Genomic DNA, 19,655 nt, shown 5'->3' with positions numbered 1-19,655 from the left:
GAGGTCATGGGGGACGGGACGGGAACGGAGTCAGGACTTTCCGAACTCGCTGGAGATGAGGTCGAAGATGTCGTCCGCGGTCGCGGACTCCAGCTCGTCATGGGCGGAGTCGGAACGGTCTCCGTCACCCTGGGACGGGCTCCACTTCGACATCAGCGCCTGCAGCCGGCCCGCGATCCGCCGCCGGGCCGCCTCGTCCATCTCGGCTGTGCCGTACGTCGCGTCCCACTTGTCCAGGGCCGCGAGGACACCGCCCTCACCGGTGACCTCGCCCGCGACACCGAGCTGCCCGCGCAGATGCGTGGCGAGCGCCTCGGACGTGGGATGGTCGAAGATCACGGTGGCGGGCAGGGAGAGCCCGGTCGTGGTGTTGAGCTGATTGCGCAGCTGGACCGCGGTCAGGGAGTCGAAGCCGAGCTCCTGGAACGGTTTCGCCGCCGGGATCTCCTCCACCGTCCGGCCGAGCGTCGCGGCCGCGTGCGTCCGGACATGCTGGACCAGGAAACCGTGCCGCTGCGACGCGGGAGTTTTCGCGAGTTCCGCGCGGAACGCGCTGGTCTCCGCTCCGGAGCCCGTCCGCTCGGCCTCCCGCTGGTTCTCGGGAATGTCGTCGAGGAACGGGCTGGGCCGCTGTGTGGTGAACGTCGGGGTGAACCGGGACCAGTCGAAGTTCGCCACGGTCAGCGTGGTCTCGCCCGAACTCAGCGCCTGGTGCAGCGCCTTGACGCTCAGGTCAGGACTGATCGGATGCAGACCGAAGCGCTTGAAGTACATGAGCGACTCCTGGTCCGCGGACATCCCGGCTTCGGCCCAGGGTCCCCAGGCGATGGAGGTGGCGGGGAGTCCTTGGGAGCGGCGGTGTTCGGCGAGGGCGTCGAGGAAGTGGTTGGCCGCGCCGTAGGCGCCTTGCTGGCCGCTGCCCCATACTCCGGCGCCGGAGGAGAACATCACGAAGGCCGTGAGGTCCGAATCCCGCGTCATCTCATGCAGGTTCCAGGCCGCGTACGCCTTGGACCCGAGCACCTCGTCCAGGCGCGCGGACGTCAGATCGCCGATCGGCGTCAGATCTGTGATGCCCGCGGCGTGGATGACGGTGGTGAGGGGGTGTTGGTCGGGGATGTTGTCGAGGAGGTTTTGGAGTTGGTGTGGGTTGCTGACGTCGCAGGCGGTGATGGTGATGGTGGTGCCGAGTTGGGTGAGTTCGTCGGTGAGTTCCTGGGCGCCGGGTGCGTGTGGTCCGCGTCGGCTGGTGAGGTGGAGGTGGGGTGCGCCTTGGTGGGCGAGCCAGCGGGCGAGGACGGCGCCGATGCCGCCGGTGCCGCCGGTGATGAGGGTGGTGCCTGTGGGTTGCCAGTGGGTGTTGTTGTGGGTTGGGGTGGTGGTGGTTGGTGCGTGGGTGAGGCGGCGGGCGTGGGTGCCGGTGGGGCGGATGGCGGTTTGGTCTTCGTGGTGTGGGGTGGTGAGGGTGGTGGCGAGGCGGGTGAGGGTGTGGTGGTCGATGTGGGTGGGGAGGTCGGTGAGGCCGGCCCATAGGTGGGGGTGTTCGAGTGCGGCGACGCGTCCCAGGCCCCAGATGTGGGCTTGGACGGGGTGTGTGAGGGGGTCGGTGGTGCTGGTGGAGACGGCGCCTTGGGTGAGGGTGTGGAGGGGGGTTGTGGTTCCGTTGGTGGTGAGGGCCTGGATGAGTGTGGTGGTTGCGGCGAGTCCGGCGGGTACTGCTGGGTGCTGGGGGTGTGGTTCCTCGTCCAGCGCCAACAGATTGACGATCCCGGCAAGCCCGGAGGTATCCACCGAGGCCAGGGCCTCACACCGTACGCGACCCGTCTCCACGGCATGCAGCCGGACGGTCGCGCCGTGCTTCTCCAAGGACTCCGCCGTAGCTCGTACGGCAGGGTGGTCGGCCTGTGCGGCAGGAATAAAGAGGAGCCATTCCCCGCTCAACTCCGGTGCCGCTGGAACATTGTCGAGATGCTTCCACGTGACGTGGTAGCGCCAGGAGTCGACCGTGGACTGCTCCCGGTGTCGTCGCCGCCAGGCTGACAGGACCGGCAGCGCGGGCTCCATCGCCTCGACCGCCTGCTCGCCGCCCTCCTCCGATCCCAGAGTGCCGGCCAGCAGACCGAGATCGAGTTCCTCGATCGCCTGCCACAGCTGCGCTTCGGCCGCGCTGTGACCGCTGTCGGCGGTGGCGGCGGTTGTGGCGCGCTCGAGCCAGTAGTGCTGGTGTTGGAAGGCGTAGGTGGGGAGGTCGATGGTGTGGGGGGTGGGTTCGGTGGGGAACCAGCGCTGCCAGTTTATGTCTGCCCCGGCGGTGTAGGCCTGGGCGGCGGAGTGGGTGAGTTGGGTGTGGTTGCCGTGGTCTCGTCGGAGGGTGGGGATGGTGGTGGCTGTGGTGCCGGACTGGTCGATGGTTTCCTGTATGCCGAGGTTGAGGACGGGGTGGGGGCTGGCCTCGATGAAGATGCGGTAGCCGTCGGCGAGGAGGGTCTTGATGGTGTCGGCGAAGCGGACCGGCTGACGCAGATTCGTCACCCAGTAGTCGGCATCCAACTCGGTGGTGTCGGCGCGTCCGGCGGTGACGGTGGAGTAGAACGCCACCTCGGTGTCCACCGGCTGGATACCGCTCAAACGGTCCGTGAGGAGGTCGGCGATCTCGTCGACCTGGGGGCCGTGAGAGGCGTAGTCCACGTCGATGACGCGGGCGCGAAGCCCGCGTGCTTCGGCGTCGGCGACGACTGCGGCGACCTGTTCGGGCGGGCCGGAAATTACCGTTGATGCGGGGCTGTTGATGCCAGCTATGCCCACTCCTGGCCGGTTGTCGATGAGCTCGGTGGCCTGCTCGGCGCTGGTTCCGAGGGAGGCCATGGCGCCGTGTCCGGCGAGCTGCCGGAGTGCGTCGCTGCGTACGGCGACGATCCGTGCCGCGTCCTCCAGGGACAGGGCTCCGGCGACGCAGGCGGCGGCCATTTCGCCCTGTGAGTGGCCGACCACGGCGGCGGGGGTGATGCCGTAGTCGGCCCATACGGCGGCAAGGGAGACCATCACCGCCCACAGAACGGGCTGGACGACCTCCACCCGCGACAGCTCACCGCCGTCCCCGCGCAGCACTTCTGTCAGCGACCAGTCGACGTAGAGGGAAAGGGCCTGCTCGCACTCGGCGATCCGAGCCGCGAACACCGGTGATTCATCGAGTAGTTGGGCACCCATGCCCGCCCACTGCGACCCCTGCCCCGGGAACACCAACACCGGCCCCGGCCCGGTGTCACCGGCCACTCCGGACACCACGTCCGGCGAAGCCTCGCCCGACGCCAGTGCCTGCAGCCCGGCAGTCAGCGCGTCCCGGTCCTGCCCGAGGACGACCGCTCGGTACTCGAACACCGAGCGTGACGTGGCCAGTGACCAGCCCACCTCGGCCGCGGAGGCATCCGTATCCCCGGCTGCGAACCCACTCAGTCTGCGGGCCTGTTCGCGCAGCGCATTCCCGGTCCGTCCGGAGACGAGCCACGGCACCGCCGCACCCGCCGCGGGCTCGGGCGCGGGGCCCACCGCCTCCGGCCGCTCCTCCTCCGGCGCCTCCTCCAGGATCAGATGCGCGTTCGTCCCGGAGAACCCGAAGGAAGAGACCCCGGCCCGCCGCACCCGCTCGCCACGCGACCACTTCACCGGCTCGGTGAGAAGCCGCAGCCCGCTGCCGTCCCACTCCACGTGGGGCGAGGGGGCGTCGATGTGCAGGGTGGCGGGCAGCAGTTCGTGCCGCAGCGCGAGGACCATCTTGATCACTCCGGCCACTCCCGCAGCGATCTGCGTGTGGCCGATGTTGGACTTCACCGCCCCGACCCACAGCGGTCGGCCCTCGGGCCGCCCCTGCCCGTAGGCGGAGGCGAGTGCGCCCGCCTCGATGGGGTCGCCGAGTGTGGTGCCGGTGCCGTGTGCCTCCACCACGTCGACGTCCTCGGCGGAAAGCCGGGCGTTGGCGAGGGCTGCGCGGATGACCCGCTCCTGCGAGGGCCCGTTGGGCGCGGTGAGTCCATTGCTCGCACCGTCCTGGTTGACGGCCGAACCCCTGATCACCGCAAGGACCCTGCGGCCGTTGCGCCGTGCGTCGGAGAGGCGCTCCAAGAGCACCACGCCGGTGCCCTCGGCCATGCCCATGCCGTCGCTGCTCGCCGAGAACGGTTTGCACCGGCCGTCGGGGGCCAGGCCGCGCAGCTCGCTGAAGCCGATCAGCGGGGCTGGTGACGACATCACGTACGTGCCACCGGCCAGGGCCAGTGAACACTCCCGCGTACGCAGCGCCTGGGCCGCGAGGTGAAGGGAGACCAGGGACGAGGAACACGCGGTGTCCATCGTCACCGCCGCACCCTCAAGGCCCAGGGCGTAGGCGACGCGACCGGAAGTGACGCTGGCGGAGTTGCCGATGGTGAAGTACCCGGCGGTGCCCTCCGGTACCTCGGAGGCGCCCAAGGCGTAGTCGAGGCCGTCGCAGCCGATGAAGGTGCTGGTGGAGCTGCCGCGCAGGGAGAGCGGGTCGATGCCCGCGCGTTCGATGGCCTCCCACGCGGTCTCCAGTGCGAGCCGCTGCTGCGGTGCCATCGCCAGTGCCTCGCTCGGGCCGATGCCGAAGAAGGTGGAGTCGAATTCACCGGCGTCATAGACGAAACCGCCCTCGCGGACGTAGCTGGTGCCGGTGCTCTCCGGGTCCGGGTCGTAGAGGGCGTCGAGGTCCCAGTTGCGGTTGCCGGGCAGCGGTGCGACGGCGTCGCCGCCCGCCGAGATCAGGTCCCAGAATTCTTCGGGGGACCGCACTCCGCCCGGCAGCCGGCATGCCATGCCGACGACCGCGATCGGCTCGTGGGCCGCCGACTCGACGTCCTGCAGCCGCCGTTCCGTCTGACGCAGGTCCGCAGTGACACGCTTGAGGTATTCAAGAAGCTTCTCTTCGTTGTGCGCCATCCCGGTGACAACCGCTCCTCTCCGCAAGAACAAGCGGACCCCTGACCCGAATGACCGGACAGCCGGACGGCGCGAGCATCGGGCAGGTGGGGCCCACCGGGCTGCAGAATTGTCGACGGCGCTAAAGCCCTCCTAATACACCGCTGCGCGCGGCGAGCTCTTAGGAGCGCTTAAGCGGCGGCCGCCAAGGTGAGCGCGTGCCAGGTCGTCATGCTCTGATCAGCGGAGTCGCCCCGATGTCCGGTGGAGTCGGTCGATCTGACCGTCGGTCCGGACAACGCGAATCGAGGCATCGTGTCCCTCACGCAGAGCAAGCAGTCCACAGCCCCCCTGCCCGACCTGGTCGACCCGTCCTTCTGGGCGCGGCCGCACGAAGAACGCGTGGCGCTCTTCGAAGAGCTGCGCAGGCTGCCGCATCCGGCGTTCATCCAGCAGAGCATGCCCGGCGTGCCCTGGGCGTTCGGCTACCACGCGCTGGTCAAGTACGCCGACATCACGGAAGTGAGCCGCCGCCCGCAGGACTTCTCCTCGAACGGCGCGACCACCATCGTCGGCCTGCCGCCCGAACTGGACGAGTACTACGGCTCGATGATCAATATGGACAATCCGGAGCACTCCCGCCTCCGGCGCATCGTCGCGCGCTCCTTCGGCCGCAACATGGTCCCCGAGTTCGAGGCCGTGGCGACCCGAACCGCCCGGCGCATCGTCCGCGAGCTCGTCGCGCGGGGGCCGGGTGACTTCATCCGGCCCGTCGCCGCGGAGATGCCGATCGCCGTGCTCAGCGACATGATGGGGATCCCCGAGGAGGACCACGACTTCCTCTTCGAGCGGTCCAACACGATCGTGGGGCCGCTCGACCCCGACTACGTCCCCGACCGGACGGAATCCGAGCGAGCGGTGATCGAGGCGTCACGCGAACTCGGCGACTACATCGCACGGCTCCGCGACGACCGGCTCGCCGACCCCCGTGACGACCTGATCACCAGGCTGGTGCAAGTGCAGGCGGACGGCGAGCAGTTGACCCGTCAGGAACTCGTGTCGTTCTTCATCCTGCTCGTCATCGCCGGCATGGAGACCACGCGCAACGCCATCTCCCACGCTCTGATCCTGCTGACCGGGCACCCCGAGCAGAAGCGGCTGCTGCTGTCCGACTTCGATACGTACGCCAAGGGCGCGGTCGAGGAGATCCTCCGCGTCTCCACCCCCATCAACTGGATGCGCCGGGTCGCCGCCCGCGACTGCGAGATGAACGGCCACAAGTTCCGCAAGGGCGACCGGATCTTCCTGTTCTACTGGTCGGGGAACCGGGACGAGAGCGTCTTCCCCGACCCGTACCGCTTCGACATCGCACGCGGGTCGAACGCGCACGTCACGTTCGGCGCGGTGGGCCCACACGTCTGCCTGGGCGCCCACCTCGCCCGGATGGAGATCACCGCCCTGTACCGGGAGCTGCTCGCCGCGCTGCCCCAGATCCGTGCCGAGGGGCGGCCCAGGCGCCTGGAATCCAGCTTCATCGTAGGAATCAAGCACTTGAACTGCGCTTTCTGAAGCCGCCCCGGACGCGTCGGAGCTCCGTACACCGAGAAGGGCGTCATCCGGTGTACGGAGCTCCGGTCATCGGCCCGACAGGGCCAAGGGCGGCGTCATCAAGCACTTGTCTCCCGCGAGTATCGCCCGCTGCAGATCCTGGAGCGGGCGCCCGGGCTCCAGGCCCAGTTCGTCCTTCAGGGTCCTGCGCACCGTCTGGTAGACCTTCAGCGCGTCCGCCTGCCGCTCGGAGCGGTAGAGCGCCAGCATGAGCTGACGGTGGAACACCTCGCGCATCGGGTTCTCCGCGGTGAGCGCGTACAGCATGCCCACGGCCTCCCGGTGGCGGCCGAGCCGGAGCCGGCATTCGGCCAGCATCTCCTGGCTCTCCAGGCGGGTCTCCGTCAGCCAGGTCGAGAACCCGTCGATGATCGGGCCGCCCACGGCCGGTCCCTTCTCGCCGTATCCGAGGGTCGGGCCGCGCCACAGCGCGAGGGCCTGCTCGAAGTGGCAGGCGGCCTCGTCATGCCGCTCCTCCCTGAGGAACGCCCGTCCCCTGTCGACGAGTTGCAGGAAGACATGGGCGTCGATCTCGTCGTCGCCCTTGCGCAGCACATACCCGGGCGCACGGGTCTCGACGGGGTTGCCGACCGCGCCCAGCGTCTTGAGGAACTTGCGCAGCTGGGAAATGTACACATGGAGTCCCGCGGTCGCGCGCCGCGGCAGGTCCTCTCCCCAGATCTCCGCCATCAGCTGCTCCGGCGAGACCACCTGGTCGGCGCGGATGAGCAGGACGGAGAGGACGATCTCCACTTTGTGTGCGCTGATGCTCATGCTCTTGGTGCCGTCCGTGACCCGGAGCGGCCCCAGTATTTCGTACCTCACTGAGCGTTCCCCCTAAGTGTTTCCCCTTGCCGTGCGGCGTCCGCGAGAGCTGTGGAGACGACGTCTGCCATGTCCTGCCGACCGTCGTTGCGGACGGGCGGTGCGCGACGCGGCCGGAGGCGTCGTGTCCAGGGATCCGACGTATCAGAGAGAGAGGAGGCGGACATGGTCTTTCCCTTCGTCAGAAGCTCTGATAACGATGCCACCGCATCATCGGGCTCCTCGCGGCGACAGCACGGCGAGGCGCTTCGTGATCGTCGTTGACCACCCGTGGCGCGTGGTCGCATCTACGCGGCGTACGGCTCGGCCCGGCCGACGTGCTCGGCCCGTGTCGCCTGTTCGGTGCGTGTCGCACTCGAGACGCTCGCCAACAGGATGCGGTAATTACTCACAGCGTTGCTTGAAGCGACAGCGATCCTCCAAGGGCCGGTTCTCCGCCGGACGGAAGCGTCGAACCCGAAGAGGTTCCGGAGATCATTGCCCCACGCATCGATGATGCAAGGCTGAAGTGCCGAGGGCAATGGCGTAAAGACGATACCCGGACGGAATGAGACAGTCCATTTGTTCGAATTCCGATCCGGGGCGGCGACTTAATGGCACAAGAGCCACGAAAGCGTAGAAGATCCAATTCGGAGACATGTCGCCCAATGGCCGACGCCGGGCCTGCGTGGAACCGTGAAATGCCGGGTGACCTGGCGGCTTGGCGTAAGGGTCGGGCCTCTTGCGGGTGGTGCGGGATGCTAATGGCTCCTTGTTTCGGGCGATGGGTGGCCCTGTTGAATTCCGTGGGCCCCGGGTGAAATGGGTCCGCGATGCGGGCGTGGGCGGTGAAGCGGGCGGTCCGCAGGGCCTATTTCGGCCGCGGCGAGGAGTCGTAGGGCCGCGGGCGGCATGCGGGGCGCGGCCGCGACCGACCGGACCGCCGGAATCAGACCGATGCGTCGGTATGTGCTGGTGGCGACCCGCGTGTTCACGCCATGGCGGGAGTGGTGGGCCGAGGGGCGTGCCCCATCCGCCCGGGGGCGGTCGGCGAGAGCGGGGGCGCTGCCCATGATGGCGAGAATTAGTGGGTCCGCAATGGCTGATGTGTGTTCTCGCTGTGACTGGACACTCATGGCGAGTGTCAGGAATCGGCCACTCCTCGCCCTGGATCCCCGCCGCGTCGGCTGCCCAACTCGTCAGGCACAGAGCCGAGATGACGACGGCCGCGCCGGGCTCCAGGAGAGGCCGCGACGGCCGGATGGCAGCGGGGACGCCAGGGCCGTGAACCGCGGGGTTCCGCGCGGCACGTGTGCCCGGGGCGGGTCGGCTACGCCTGGGCGGCCTGTCGGGCGAGGACTTCGTCGAAGACCCCGGAAGCGACCGAGATGAACTGGCGCATCGTTTCGTCGTCGTACCAGCGGCGAGGGTAGGGGAGGTCGATCGCGAGTCGGTCGCCGAACCGGGTGACGGTCGCCAACGGGACCGGCATGTCCACCAACGGGAGAATCCTCCACCCGGACACCGTCAGGCCCGTGGGCAGAGTCGGATGCGGGATCTTGTGGAGGTTGGTGACGATCAGAGTGGGCAGGCGCGGGACCGTCTCGTCGGTCAGGCGGGGGATCGTGGCGACATCGAGGTCGGGAACCCGTGCGGCGAGGTCGGCCCGCAGTTTCTCCGACACCGACCGTCCCAGCTCCACCGGGTCGGGCGACTCGGAAACCTCCAGCGTAATCGTGCTGGAAGAAGCGGACGACTGCACACTTTCCGGTTCGATGGGTGGAGAGATCCGTGAGCGCAGGTCGACCGCCGAGACACAGGCCAGAGTGATCGGCCCCGACGATGGTGGGAGGAAGGCCCGTGCCCCGGTCAGCAGGACCCCGCATATCAGGCTGTGCACGGTCAGGCCGGCAGCATGGGCGTAGTCGACGAACCGCCGCGTGCGTTGTGCGTCGAGCTCGAGCCGTACGACACCGAAGGTCCCGGGCTCGCGGCCACGAACGGACAGCACCGACGGGACGGCTTCGCGCTGGGTGGCCCTGGACGTCAGGAAGTCCGACAACTCCTCTTCGGTGAACCCCTCCTGGACGCGGTCGTCGAGCGAGGGCGAGGCCAGCCCACCCGCGATGAGGTGCGTCGGAACGGTCTTGCCGAGCGACAGGTCTGTGTAGATGGACCACAACCTCTTGTACAGGGCGACGTAGGCCGCGCCGTCCACCACGGCCCGCGGCATGCTCAGCGCCACCGTGCTGCGCGGATCGCCCTCGGAGACGGCCACCCGCAGCAGCGGGCCGGCCGACCAGTCCTGGACCACCTGCAGTTCCTGCTGCAGATCCGTGAACTTCTCGATCTTCACCCTCTGCGTGCCGGGGTCACCGTCCCGGACGACGCAGGACTCCTGGTCAGGGACGAACCTGCCGAGGAGAACAGGGTGGAACTCGGTCAGGATCCGCAGCGATTCGGCGAGCAGCCCATGGTCGATGCCCCCCTCGAGCTCACAGGTCACGAGCACACGACCGCCGCTTCGGAAGATCGCCATCTCGTGCGCGCCCAGGCGACGCTCCATGCCATCCTCCGCTCGAAGTCCAGCAACCACCTCCAACTATCCACACCGAGCGGATCACTGACAAGAACACAGAAATGGCGAACTTCCCCAGCAGTCGCACGAGTTCATCAGGGGAATCCACCTGGGGAGTCCCGGCCAGGCGCTCCGCCAGGTCGCCTCAGCCGGTGCGGCGGGCGCGCAGCAGTTCCAGCGCCAGCGGCAGCAGCGACAGTGCGACGACGAGTCCGACGAGGGGCAGGAGATAGCGGTCGACGTTCGGGACCGCCGACCCCAGCCCGTATCCCGCCAGGACCAGACCCACCGTCCACACCAGCCCGCCGGCCGTCTGCCAGAGCGTGAACGTGCGCGGCGCCACGCCCAGGGCGCCCGCGAGCGGGTTGAGGACAGTGCGGACCACCGGCACGAAGCGTGCCAGCACGATCGCACGGGCATGGCCGTACCGGTCGAGCAATTCCTCGGCCCGCGCGGCCCCTTCGTGCAGCCGGCGGTTGCCGGAGCGGCCGAGCAGGGTGCGGCCGCCCCGCCGCCCGAGGACGTATCCGCACTGCGCCCCGGCCAGGGCCCCGACGGCGGCGGCGATGAGCACCTGCGTCAGGTCCAGGCGCGGACCGGAGTGCGCGCCCGCCCTCGCCAGCAGCCCGGCGGTGAACAACAGCGAGTCCCCGGGCAGGAAGAAGCCGATCAGCAACCCCGTCTCCGCGAACAGCACCACGGCGATCCCGAGTGCTCCGAAGGCCGCCAGCAACGAGGAGGCGTCCAGGGGATTGACGGCCAGATCGGCGGCGGTATGGGTGAGCACGTGAAACGCCTCCGCTAGTCGAGCGCGGGGCCGGTCCGTCCCGGCCCCCGGGACTGTATGACGATCCGGGGCGGCGAAGGATGCGGGTCGGCCCGCGGAATCAGGGTCCGCCCGGCGGCTCGGACCGGGGCGCGAAAGGGGGTGCGGGGGAGGGCGCGCCGCTCCGCGCCGTCACCTCCCGTGCTGCCGCGCAAAAGCAAATGCCCCACCAACGAGCCCTGTCGGCAAGGGATCTGCTTTGCTAAAGTGTCTGGCGAAGTGTCCGTCAGGAAACGGCCGGGGGTCATCGCAGATGGACCGCAAAAACATATGATCGGCCGCTTCCCGAGGTCGTCGAACGCGACCTTCCACTGACCGGAACAGCGAGCCGACGAGCCGTACACCGGGGCATCCCGGCCTGTGAGCGGGCCGAAATCATGGTTGTTTCCCCGACCGCGGTCGCCTGTCGGTCGGGCCCGTACAGGGGCGCGCATGAGAATGTTTCTGGCGGTCCGGGAATTCCCTCTGGCATTGCGGTTGCTATTCATCAATCAGTTTGGCGTCGACATCGGCTTCTGCGTCCTGATCCCCTTTCTCGCAAAGTATTTGGAACAGGATCTCGGGATGTCGGCGGCCCTGGTCGGACTCGTGCTCGCCGTACGGAACCTCAGCCAGCAGGGGCTGTTCGTCGTCGGCGGCACCGCGGCCGACCGGCTCGGCGCGCGCACGGTGATCGTCACCGGGTGCGCCCTGCGGACCGCGGGCTTCGCCCTCTTCGCCTTCGGGAACTCCCTGCCCCTGCTGCTGGCCGCCTCCGTGCTCAGCAGCCTGGCGGGGGCGATGTTCTATCCGGCCGTACGCGCCTACGTCGCCCAGGAGATGGGGGAGCGCCAGGCCGAGGCGTTCGCGTTGCTCAACGTCTTCGCCACCAGCGGCTGGCTGATCGGACTCCTGCTCGGCAGCCTGCTGTTCCTCGCGGACATCAGGGTCTGCGCGCTGGCCGTGTCCGGCTTCTTCACCCTGCTGACGATCGCCCAGGCACTCACCCTCCCGGCGCGCAAGGCCGTCCACGCGCCCGAGACGGTCCTCGCGGACTGGCGCGAGGTGCTCGGCAACCGCCGGTTCCTGTGCTTCTCCCTCGCCGCCACCGGCATGGTCGTCATGGAGAACCAGCTCTTCGTCCTGCTGCCCGAGGGCGCGCGCACCGTGTCCGGCTGGGACGGCGCGGCCGGGCTGCTGCTGGCCTCCGGCGCTGTCGTCCACCTGCTCTTCCAACTCCCGATCACCAGAACCCTGGAGCGGCGCGGCGGCGGCGCGCGCTGGCTGGGGGCCGGGATCGCCCTGATAGGGGCCGGCTTCGTGCCGCCCCTGCTGGTCTGCGCCACGACCCGGCCGGACGGCCCCGGGCAGGGCATCGCCCGGCTCGCCGTCATGATCACCGGTGCGCTGCTGCTCTACGCCGGGGGCATGATCGCCTATCCGTCGGCCATGGAGGTCATCCCCCGGTTCGGCCGCGAGCGGCTGACCGGAACGTACTTCGGGCTCTTCTACATGCTGTCGGGCACGGCGGCGGTCGGTGGCAACGCCGTCGTCGGCTGGGCGATGGATCTCGCCGACTGCACCGGCAGACGCTGGCTGCCGTGGCTGTGCTGCGTGGGCTTCGGGCTGACGTCGGCCGTGGCCGTCAACTGGCTCTACCGCACCCGGGTGCTGCCCCGCGCGCCCGCCGCGGTGCCGCGGCCCGCGATCGAGGGCCCGGCCCGGCTGCCCGGCCCGGCGCACGCCCCCGACGAGGCGCGGGAGCAGCCTCCCCGCTGAGCACGTGACGACCCCGCCGTACGGGCCGGGCCCGTGGCGCCCGGCCGCATCACGTCTTGCGCGCCCGCGCGGACCCCTGCAAGGTCGAGGCATCGAGCACGAGGAGCAGGAGGAGGCGGACGACCGTGCCCATCGCGACGGTGAACCCCGCGAACGGCAAGACGCTCAGGACCTTCGACGAGCTCGGGGCGGAGGGGATCGAGCGGTGCCTGGCCGCCGCGGTCTCGGCGTTCCGGCGCTACCGCACCACCGACCTCCCCGAGCGGGCGCGGCTGATGAGCCGTGCCGCGGACCTCCTGGAGGAGGACCAGGAGAGCATCGCCCGCACCATGACCACCGAGATGGGCAAGCCCCTGGCAGCCGCCCGGGCCGAGGCGGCCAAGTGCGTGAAGGCGATGCGCTGGTACGCCGGGCACGCCGAGATCCTGCTGGCCGACGAATACCCCTCCGACACCGAGGTGAAGGACTCCGGCGCGGCCCACGCCCGGGTCCACTACCGCCCCCTGGGCGCGGTCCTCGCGGTCATGCCGTGGAACTTCCCGCTGTGGCAGGTCGTGCGCTTCGCGGCCCCCGCCCTGATGGCGGGCAACGTGGGCCTCCTCAAGCACGCCTCCAACGTGCCGCAGACCGCGCTCTATCTGGAGGACCTCTTCCGCCGCGCCGGATATCCCGAAGGGTGCTTCCAGACGCTGCTCGTGGGCTCCCGCGCCGTCGAGGGCATCCTCCGCGACCCCAGGGTCGCCGCCGCGACGCTCACCGGGAGCGAACCGGCGGGCCGGTCCGTGGCCGCGATCGCCGGCGACGAGATCAAGAAGACCGTCCTCGAACTCGGCGGCAGCGACCCGTACGTCGTGATGCCGTCGGCCGACCTCGACCGGGCCGTGCGCACCGCGGTGACCGCCCGCGTGCAGAACAACGGGCAGTCCTGCATCGCCGCCAAGCGCTTCATCGTCCACACCGACGTCTACGACGAGTTCGCCGAGCGCTTCACGGCCCGCATGGCGGCGCTGACCGTCGGTGACCCCATGGCCGACACCACCGACGTCGGCCCCCTCGCCAGCGAGCAGGGGCGGGCCGACCTGGAGGAGCTCGTCGACGACGCGGTGCGCCGCGGCGCCACGGCACTGTGCGGCGGCGGCCGGCCGAAGGGGCTGGACGAGGGCTGGTTCTACGAACCGACGGTCCTCGCCGGGATCACCCCCGGGATGCGGATCCACCACGAGGAGGCGTTCGGACCGGTGGCGACGCTCTACCGGGCGGGCGGGCTCGACGAGGCGGTGGAGCTCGCCAACGACACCCCCTTCGGGCTGAGCTCCAATGTCTGGACCCGTGACAAGGGGGAGCAGGAGCGCTTCGCGCGGGACATCGAGGCCGGTGGTGTCTTCTTCAACGGCATGACCGCCTCGCACCCCGCGCTGCCGTTCGGCGGGGTGAAGCGCTCCGGCTACGGCCGGGAGCTGTCGGGGCACGGGATCCGCGAGTTCTGCAACATCACCACGGTGTGGCACGGGGCGGACCCGGAGGCCTGAGCCCCCGTTCCCGCCGCCTCCGGGAAGGCCGTCCCTCCCGGCCTTCCCCGGCGCGGCCGCTCCACCGATGGCACGATGCCGCCGCATCTGGTCACCTGGAAGGGGTAACCGGATCCACGGGCCCCGGGGGTTTCGGCCCCCGGGCGGACGGCACTGTTCCGTCGAAGGAGAACCCCATGACCACTGCCACAGCCACCGACACCGGCACGCTGCGCGACCTGCTGCAGGCGCCGGGCCCCTTCCTGTCGGTGTACTTCGACCGCGAGGCGCGACCCCAGCTGGCACAGGCGGCCCAGTCCCGGTGGCGTGGCCTGACCGGACGGCTGGCCGAGGAGGGAGCCGCCCCGGCCACCCTTGACGCGCTCACCGCCGAGGTCATGGACCGGCTGCCGGGCACCGGGGTGCTGGCCGCCTTCGCGGCGGAGGGCAAGGTGCGGCACGTCGTCGAGCTGCCCGGCGGCGGGCACGGCGACCTCGCCGTGTCCGGGCCCCTCCCGCACCTGCTGCCCCTGATGGAGTGGCGCCAGGACCACCCGGCCCACGTGGTCGTCGTCGTGGACCGCTCCGGAGCCGACCTGCTGCTGTACGCGGAGGGCTCCACCGAGCCCGTACGCCGCACGGTCACCGGCCCCGACGACGAGATCGGGCGGAGCTCAGGGCTGCCCCAGATGCGCTTCCAGCACCGGGCCGAGGACTCCTGGGAGCACAACGCCACCGCGGTCGCCGACGCCGTGGCCGAGGCCCTGGGCGAGGTCTCCGCCCGCCTCCTCCTGCTCGCCGGCGACGTACGGGCCCGGCAGTACCTGACCAAGCACCTGCCGTCCCGGGTCCGGCGCGACGTGGCCATCGGCCAGGTCAGCGGCAGCCGCAGCGAGGACGGCTCCGGCGGCGAGCGCGCGGCCCAGGTGGCGGCCGAGGCGTCCGCGGCCGCCCGGGAGGAGACCGCCGAACTGCTGCGCCGCCTCGACGAGGAGCGCGCGCCGGGCGGCCACGCCGTGGAAGGCGTGCACGAGACCCTGGAGGCACTGGCCGCGGGCAGGGTGGGCACCCTGGCCGTCACCGACGACCCCCGGGACTCCCGCACGGCCTGGTTCGGGACCGCGCCCACGGACGTCTACGAACGCCACGAGGACTTCGTGCCCAACGGCGGCGGCCCGCTCGTCAGCGGCCGCCTGGCCGATGTCGCCGTCCGCTCCGCGCTGCTCACCGGCGCCGACGTACGCATCCTGGAGCCGGACACCCCCGGCGCCCCCGCGCAGGGCACGGGCGGCATCTGCCGCTTCGGCTGACCCTGCGGGCGTTCACGGCGCCATGGTGCGCAGCGTCTGTTCCCGTACGGCGTCGAGGAAAGCCGGGACGTCCTCCATTTTCGTCCCCAGACACTCCACGATCAGCCCCATGACATCGCCCGCCGAGAGCGCGCCCACCACAGGATGCACATGGGCGAGCTCCACCCGCTGCTCGATCCGCTCGACGAAGAGCAGGGCCAGGGCGAGTTCCGGCACATTGCCGGTGTTGCCGTATGTGAAGTCCTTCTTGACGACCCACATCTGCGGGATGACGGCCCCATAAACAATGATGTGGGCCAGCGCGAACATGGCCCGCGCCGTCTCCCGCGCCGACCGCTCGTCCTCGTCCAGACCCTGGAGGGCGGCGATGGCGTCCATGTCCTCCGCGAGATGCGCCTTGATCAGTGCCACGCCGTGGAGCACTTCGTCCTTCGTGTAGGGGCGCTTCCGCCTGTCGCTCACTGACCACCAACTCCTGCTCACTGTGGCTCCGTCGCGGTGCGCCCAGTCTGGCAGGCACCCGGCCGCTCCCGCAGGGCGTTGGAATGCCCGGTCGTGAACGCAATTCGAAACCGGGGCTCCCACCCGTTCGGCCTAATTGGTTGTGGGCCGTCCGGGGTAGGGGGGAGAGTGGTCGCCCGGGCCCGGTCCGGCGTTCCGTCCGTACCGGGAATTCCCTTCCGAGCACCGCGAACGCGACAGCATGCGGGGGCGTCATGAGCACACCGGCTCCGATTCGGGTCCTGCGCGGCACCGATTTGCTGGACCTCACCTTCACTTTCCCCGGCCTGGAGTTCCAGGGCGGACTCGGGCCACGGCGGCTGGTCCGGGCGGATCCCCAGGCGGACGCCCTCCTCGTCGTCACCTTCGGACCGCAGCACGTGGTGGAGCAGGCATTCGACGCGGAACTTCCCACCGAACCAAAAGACTTGCCCGTCGAATCCCTCATCAGCGGCAAAAGCGTGCTCGTCTTCGAAGTCGGCGCGCAGGACGTCATCGACTACGACGAAGGCGGGCTGCTCGACGCGATGGGACGGCTGCCGCTCAGGGTCGTCGACGCCGCCCGCGAACCGGACACCGCCCCCGTCGGCGCCCTCCGGCTCCCGGGGCCCGCCCCCGACGGCACCGGTGACCCCACCGCCCGGGCCACCTCCCTCGTGCGCCTCCTGCGCACCACCGCCGAGCTGAGCGCGCGCTACGGGGTCGAGGCCGCCCTCTCGGCGGCCGCGGCGGCCGGAGCGGTCATCGCGAGAGCCGCCACCGCCACCGGTGGCCCCCAGGACCCCCTGGCCGACCCCGCCCACCCCTTCACCGGCGTCGAACTGCCCTACCGGCTCTACCTTTCCCCCACCCAGAAGGCGCGGTGGAGCCACCGGGGAACCGTCGCCGACCCCGCGGCCGGCGAGCGGGTCGAGCTCTGGCACACCCGGTCGACCGGCACCACCGCGCGCGCCGTGTGGAACCGCGACCGCGCCACCGACCCCGGCGCCCCCGCCGACTTCCGGCAGCCGCTGACCGCGCAGGACCGCGGATGGATCGTCGACCTCACCTCCGGCGCCGGGCTCACCACCCCCGGGGCGAAGCCCTATGTGCCGGTGCCGATCGCCGTCGACAAGCTGATGCTGTCGGCCATGGGCGGCTGGCTCGACAGCCTGGGGGAGTGGCCCGAGCGGCCCACCGGAATCCCGCTCACCGAGTGGCGGCACCGTGCCGCACTCGGCAGGGACCACTACGTCAGGGTGATGTACGCGGGCTTCCTCTGCCCCTTCGGCCACCGGGCCAACCTCGTCAAGGTCACCGAGCGCACCTTCGGCGACCCGCGCGCCGCCTATCTCTCCCAGCGGTTCTTCATCGTCGTCCGCCAGCCGCTGCGTAGCTACGACCCCGGCCGCCCCCTCCCGGCCGGACCCGGCGACACCGGTGAACTGACCAACGTCCTCTTCCCGTTCACCCACGTCCACCTCGACACCCTCGTCACGCCCGACCTCACGGACGTACCACCCGGCATCGAGGCGTTCTTCCCCGCCACCCGCGCCGAGACCCCGTTCCGGTTCAAGGCCACCGCGGTGGACCACGACGGGCGGACCGTGGAATTCCGCACTCCGCTGAAGTTCGTCCCCGACACCCTCGCCACCGGCGCCGCACTCACCACGGTCGTCAACGATTACAACAACGAGGACCCCCGGCACCCCCTGGCCGCCACCCTCCAGGTCGACCCGCCCCCGCGGACCAGCGCCGCCCTGCTCGGCCAGTCCGTGGCGCTCGCGCCCAGCGCCAAACCCGACGACACCCGCCTCGACGTCGCCCACCTGGTGTGGGGCATGGCCGCGCCACCGGCCCTGGCCCAGCAGGACCCGGCGCACCCGGGCGAGGCCGCGTTCATCCCCCAGCTCCGCTGGGCGAACGTCACCGTGCCCGCCGTCGGCCACCTCACCGGTGCGAACACCACCGTGCCCGTCCGCTACGCCGAGCGCTATGCCCTGTCCGCCTTCCAGCAGGTCACCCAGGGCGCGCGCACGGCCAACAAGGGCGAGGTCTTCCTCAGCCTGCTCACCGACCCGCACAACCCGCTCACCATGAACTTCAACAGCCGGAGCGACCGTTCCGGCGGACTGGTGGCACCCAGCTTCGACGTGGCCGGGCTCTCCCGCAGGACCGGACCGGTCTCCGGCGTCGCGGCCGCCGGCGCCGACGCGCTCGCGAAGATCGCCGACGGCACGTTCGAACCCACCGACTTCTTCCACGTCTCCGACGTCCTCGGGCTGCTGGGCGCCAATCTGCTGGGCGTCGTCCCCCTCGCCGAGCTCATCAAGCCCGCCGGACTCGACCAGCCCCTGAAGGTGCCCAACTTCTTCACCGAGACCGTCAACGCCGTCACCGGCTTCCTGTCCGACCTGAGCCGGATCCGCGGCCTGATCCTCAACGAGGCCGACCGCTACCCGCCCGCCGCGCGACAGGTCGCCGACACCGCCCAGGCCCTGGTCACCACGGTCGGCGACTTCCTCGCCCAACGCCTCGCCGGAGCGCAGGGCCCGCTCACCATGCAGGACGTCGACCGCGCCTTCGACGCCTTCTCCGCGGCCCTCACCAACCTGCTCAACACCCTTCCTCCCGGCGCCGACCCCGGCGTCCGCGCCCTGCTCTCCCGCGTCCAGCAGCAGGTCGCCACCTGGAACAACGCCGCCGGACAAGTGCTCTCCCTGCGCCAGGCCGTGGAGAAGGCCGCGAACGCCGCGAAACTCCCCGAGACCGTCAACGCCCGGCTGGAGTGGAACCCGCAGATCCAGTCCTGGACACCGCACGGAGTCAGCGGCCCGGTCTTCGTCCCCGACCCCGACGGACGGTTCTCCGTCGTCGTCGACCTCCGCGGGTCGCTGCGCCCCGACCTGTCCTCCGGAGCCGACGTCACCTGCACCCTGGAGAAGTTCAAGCTCTTCCTCGTGCCCGGCTTCAACGCCCTCGAACTCGACTTCGAGCACATCCGCTTCACCGCCCGGGCCGGCAAGAAGCTCGACGTCGACGTCGCCTTCAAGGGCGTCCACTTCATCGGCCCGCTGTCCTTCGTGGAAACCCTGCGCCGGCTCATCCCCCTCGACGGGTTCAGCGACCCGCCCGGCATCCAGGTCACCCCCTCCGGCATCGTCGCCTCGTACGGACTGCCGCTGCCCAACCTCGCGATCGGCGTGTTCAGCCTGGAGAACCTCCGCCTCGACGCCTCCCTCGACCTGCCCTTCGTCGGCCGGTCGATGGAGGCCGGCTTCTCCTTCTGTACCCGGCAGGCGCCCTTCCGGCTCACCGTCTCCCTGCTCGGCGGCGGCGGATTCTTCGGGATCGTCCTCACCCCGCAGCGCATCGCGGTGCTCGAAGCGGCGCTGGAGTTCGGCGCCGCCCTGTCCATGAACTTCGGTGTCGCCAGTGGCAGTCTGTCGGTGATGGCGGGCATCTACTACCGGCTGGAGATCGACACCGGGGAGTCCCGGCTCACCGGATACTTCCGGGCCCGCGGCGAGGTCGACGTCCTCGGCATCGTCTCCGCCTCGGTGGAGCTCTACCTCGAACTCACCTGGGACATGGGCACCCACACGGTCTTCGGCCGGGCGCGGATCACCATCAGCGTCCACATCGGCTTCTGGTCGCAGTCGGTGACCATCGAGTGCGAGAAGCGGTTCGTGGGCTCCGGCCCCACCTCCCTCGCAGCCCTCCCCGGTGCGGCGGACCCCGTACGGCCGCCCACCTTCGCCGAGATGATGGCGCCCTACACCGACCCGGTGACCGGCGACACGCGCGTTCCCGTCGACGAATACTGCACCGCTTTCGCGGAGGTGAGCTGA

10 protein-coding genes are annotated in these 19,655 nt (G+C 70.2%); 5 read left to right on the top strand and 5 right to left on the bottom strand.

What is annotated here, in order from left to right; all coding sequences use genetic code 11:
• Positions 1 to 30 precede the first annotated feature (30 nt).
• Entirely contained in the window at positions 31 to 4,953 is a 4,923-nt protein-coding gene (locus DXZ73_RS40050; protein ID WP_116210205.1) for a type I polyketide synthase, read from the bottom strand.
• A gap of 294 nt (positions 4,954 to 5,247) precedes the next feature.
• Here DXZ73_RS40050 and DXZ73_RS07360 point away from each other — a divergent pair, with 294 nt between their 5' ends.
• A complete protein-coding gene (locus tag DXZ73_RS07360) occupies positions 5,248 to 6,501 on the top strand; it encodes a cytochrome P450 (RefSeq protein ID WP_116215471.1) in 1,254 nt (417 codons plus the stop codon).
• A gap of 66 nt (positions 6,502 to 6,567) precedes the next feature.
• On the opposite strand, the gene DXZ73_RS07355 is transcribed toward DXZ73_RS07360, so the two are convergent.
• The 3 genes from DXZ73_RS07355 to DXZ73_RS07345 form a co-directional block, all read right to left on the bottom strand.
• Positions 6,568 to 7,365 carry an AfsR/SARP family transcriptional regulator gene (locus tag DXZ73_RS07355; RefSeq protein WP_116210204.1) on the bottom strand — a complete coding sequence of 266 codons (798 nt, stop codon included), beginning with the start codon at positions 7,363 to 7,365 and terminating at the stop codon, positions 6,568 to 6,570.
• A gap of 1,309 nt (positions 7,366 to 8,674) precedes the next feature.
• The gene (locus tag DXZ73_RS07350; protein ID WP_116210203.1) at positions 8,675 to 9,910 is read right to left on the bottom strand and encodes a phthiocerol/phthiodiolone dimycocerosyl transferase family protein; all 1,236 of its coding nucleotides are present in this window, start codon (positions 9,908 to 9,910) and stop codon (positions 8,675 to 8,677) included.
• Between the two features lie 157 nt (positions 9,911 to 10,067).
• Entirely contained in the window at positions 10,068 to 10,709 is a 642-nt protein-coding gene (locus DXZ73_RS07345) for a DedA family protein (protein WP_116210202.1), read from the bottom strand.
• Between the two features lie 471 nt (positions 10,710 to 11,180).
• Between DXZ73_RS07345 and DXZ73_RS07340 the strand changes: the two genes are divergently transcribed.
• The 3 genes from DXZ73_RS07340 to DXZ73_RS07330 all read left to right on the top strand — a co-directional run bounded on the left by DXZ73_RS07340 (position 11,181) and on the right by DXZ73_RS07330 (position 15,324).
• Entirely contained in the window at positions 11,181 to 12,506 is a 1,326-nt protein-coding gene (locus tag DXZ73_RS07340) for an MFS transporter (RefSeq protein ID WP_116210201.1), read from the top strand.
• Between the two features lie 125 nt (positions 12,507 to 12,631).
• Positions 12,632 to 14,035, top strand: a complete 1,404-nt coding sequence (locus tag DXZ73_RS07335; protein ID WP_116210200.1) for an NADP-dependent succinic semialdehyde dehydrogenase — start codon at positions 12,632 to 12,634, stop codon at positions 14,033 to 14,035.
• A gap of 176 nt (positions 14,036 to 14,211) precedes the next feature.
• On the top strand, positions 14,212 to 15,324 hold the full coding sequence (locus DXZ73_RS07330) for a Vms1/Ankzf1 family peptidyl-tRNA hydrolase (protein WP_116210199.1): 1,113 nt from the start codon (positions 14,212 to 14,214) through the stop codon (positions 15,322 to 15,324).
• Between the two features lie 12 nt (positions 15,325 to 15,336).
• On the opposite strand, the gene DXZ73_RS07325 is transcribed toward DXZ73_RS07330, so the two are convergent.
• On the bottom strand, positions 15,337 to 15,786 hold the full coding sequence (locus tag DXZ73_RS07325) for a DUF6224 family protein (RefSeq protein ID WP_116210198.1): 450 nt from the start codon (positions 15,784 to 15,786) through the stop codon (positions 15,337 to 15,339).
• A gap of 254 nt (positions 15,787 to 16,040) precedes the next feature.
• Between DXZ73_RS07325 and DXZ73_RS07320 the strand changes: the two genes are divergently transcribed.
• Positions 16,041 to 19,655: a hypothetical protein gene (locus DXZ73_RS07320; protein ID WP_116210197.1), complete on the top strand. Its 3,615-nt coding sequence runs from the start codon at positions 16,041 to 16,043 to the stop codon at positions 19,653 to 19,655.

The sequence above is a fragment of the Streptoverticillium olivoreticuli subsp. olivoreticuli genome (genome assembly GCF_003391135.1).
Taxonomy (GTDB): domain Bacteria; phylum Actinomycetota; class Actinomycetes; order Streptomycetales; family Streptomycetaceae; genus Streptomyces; species Streptomyces blastmyceticus.
The sequence above is the reverse complement of the archived record's forward strand: the minus strand, read 5'-3'. Positions and strand labels throughout refer to the sequence as shown.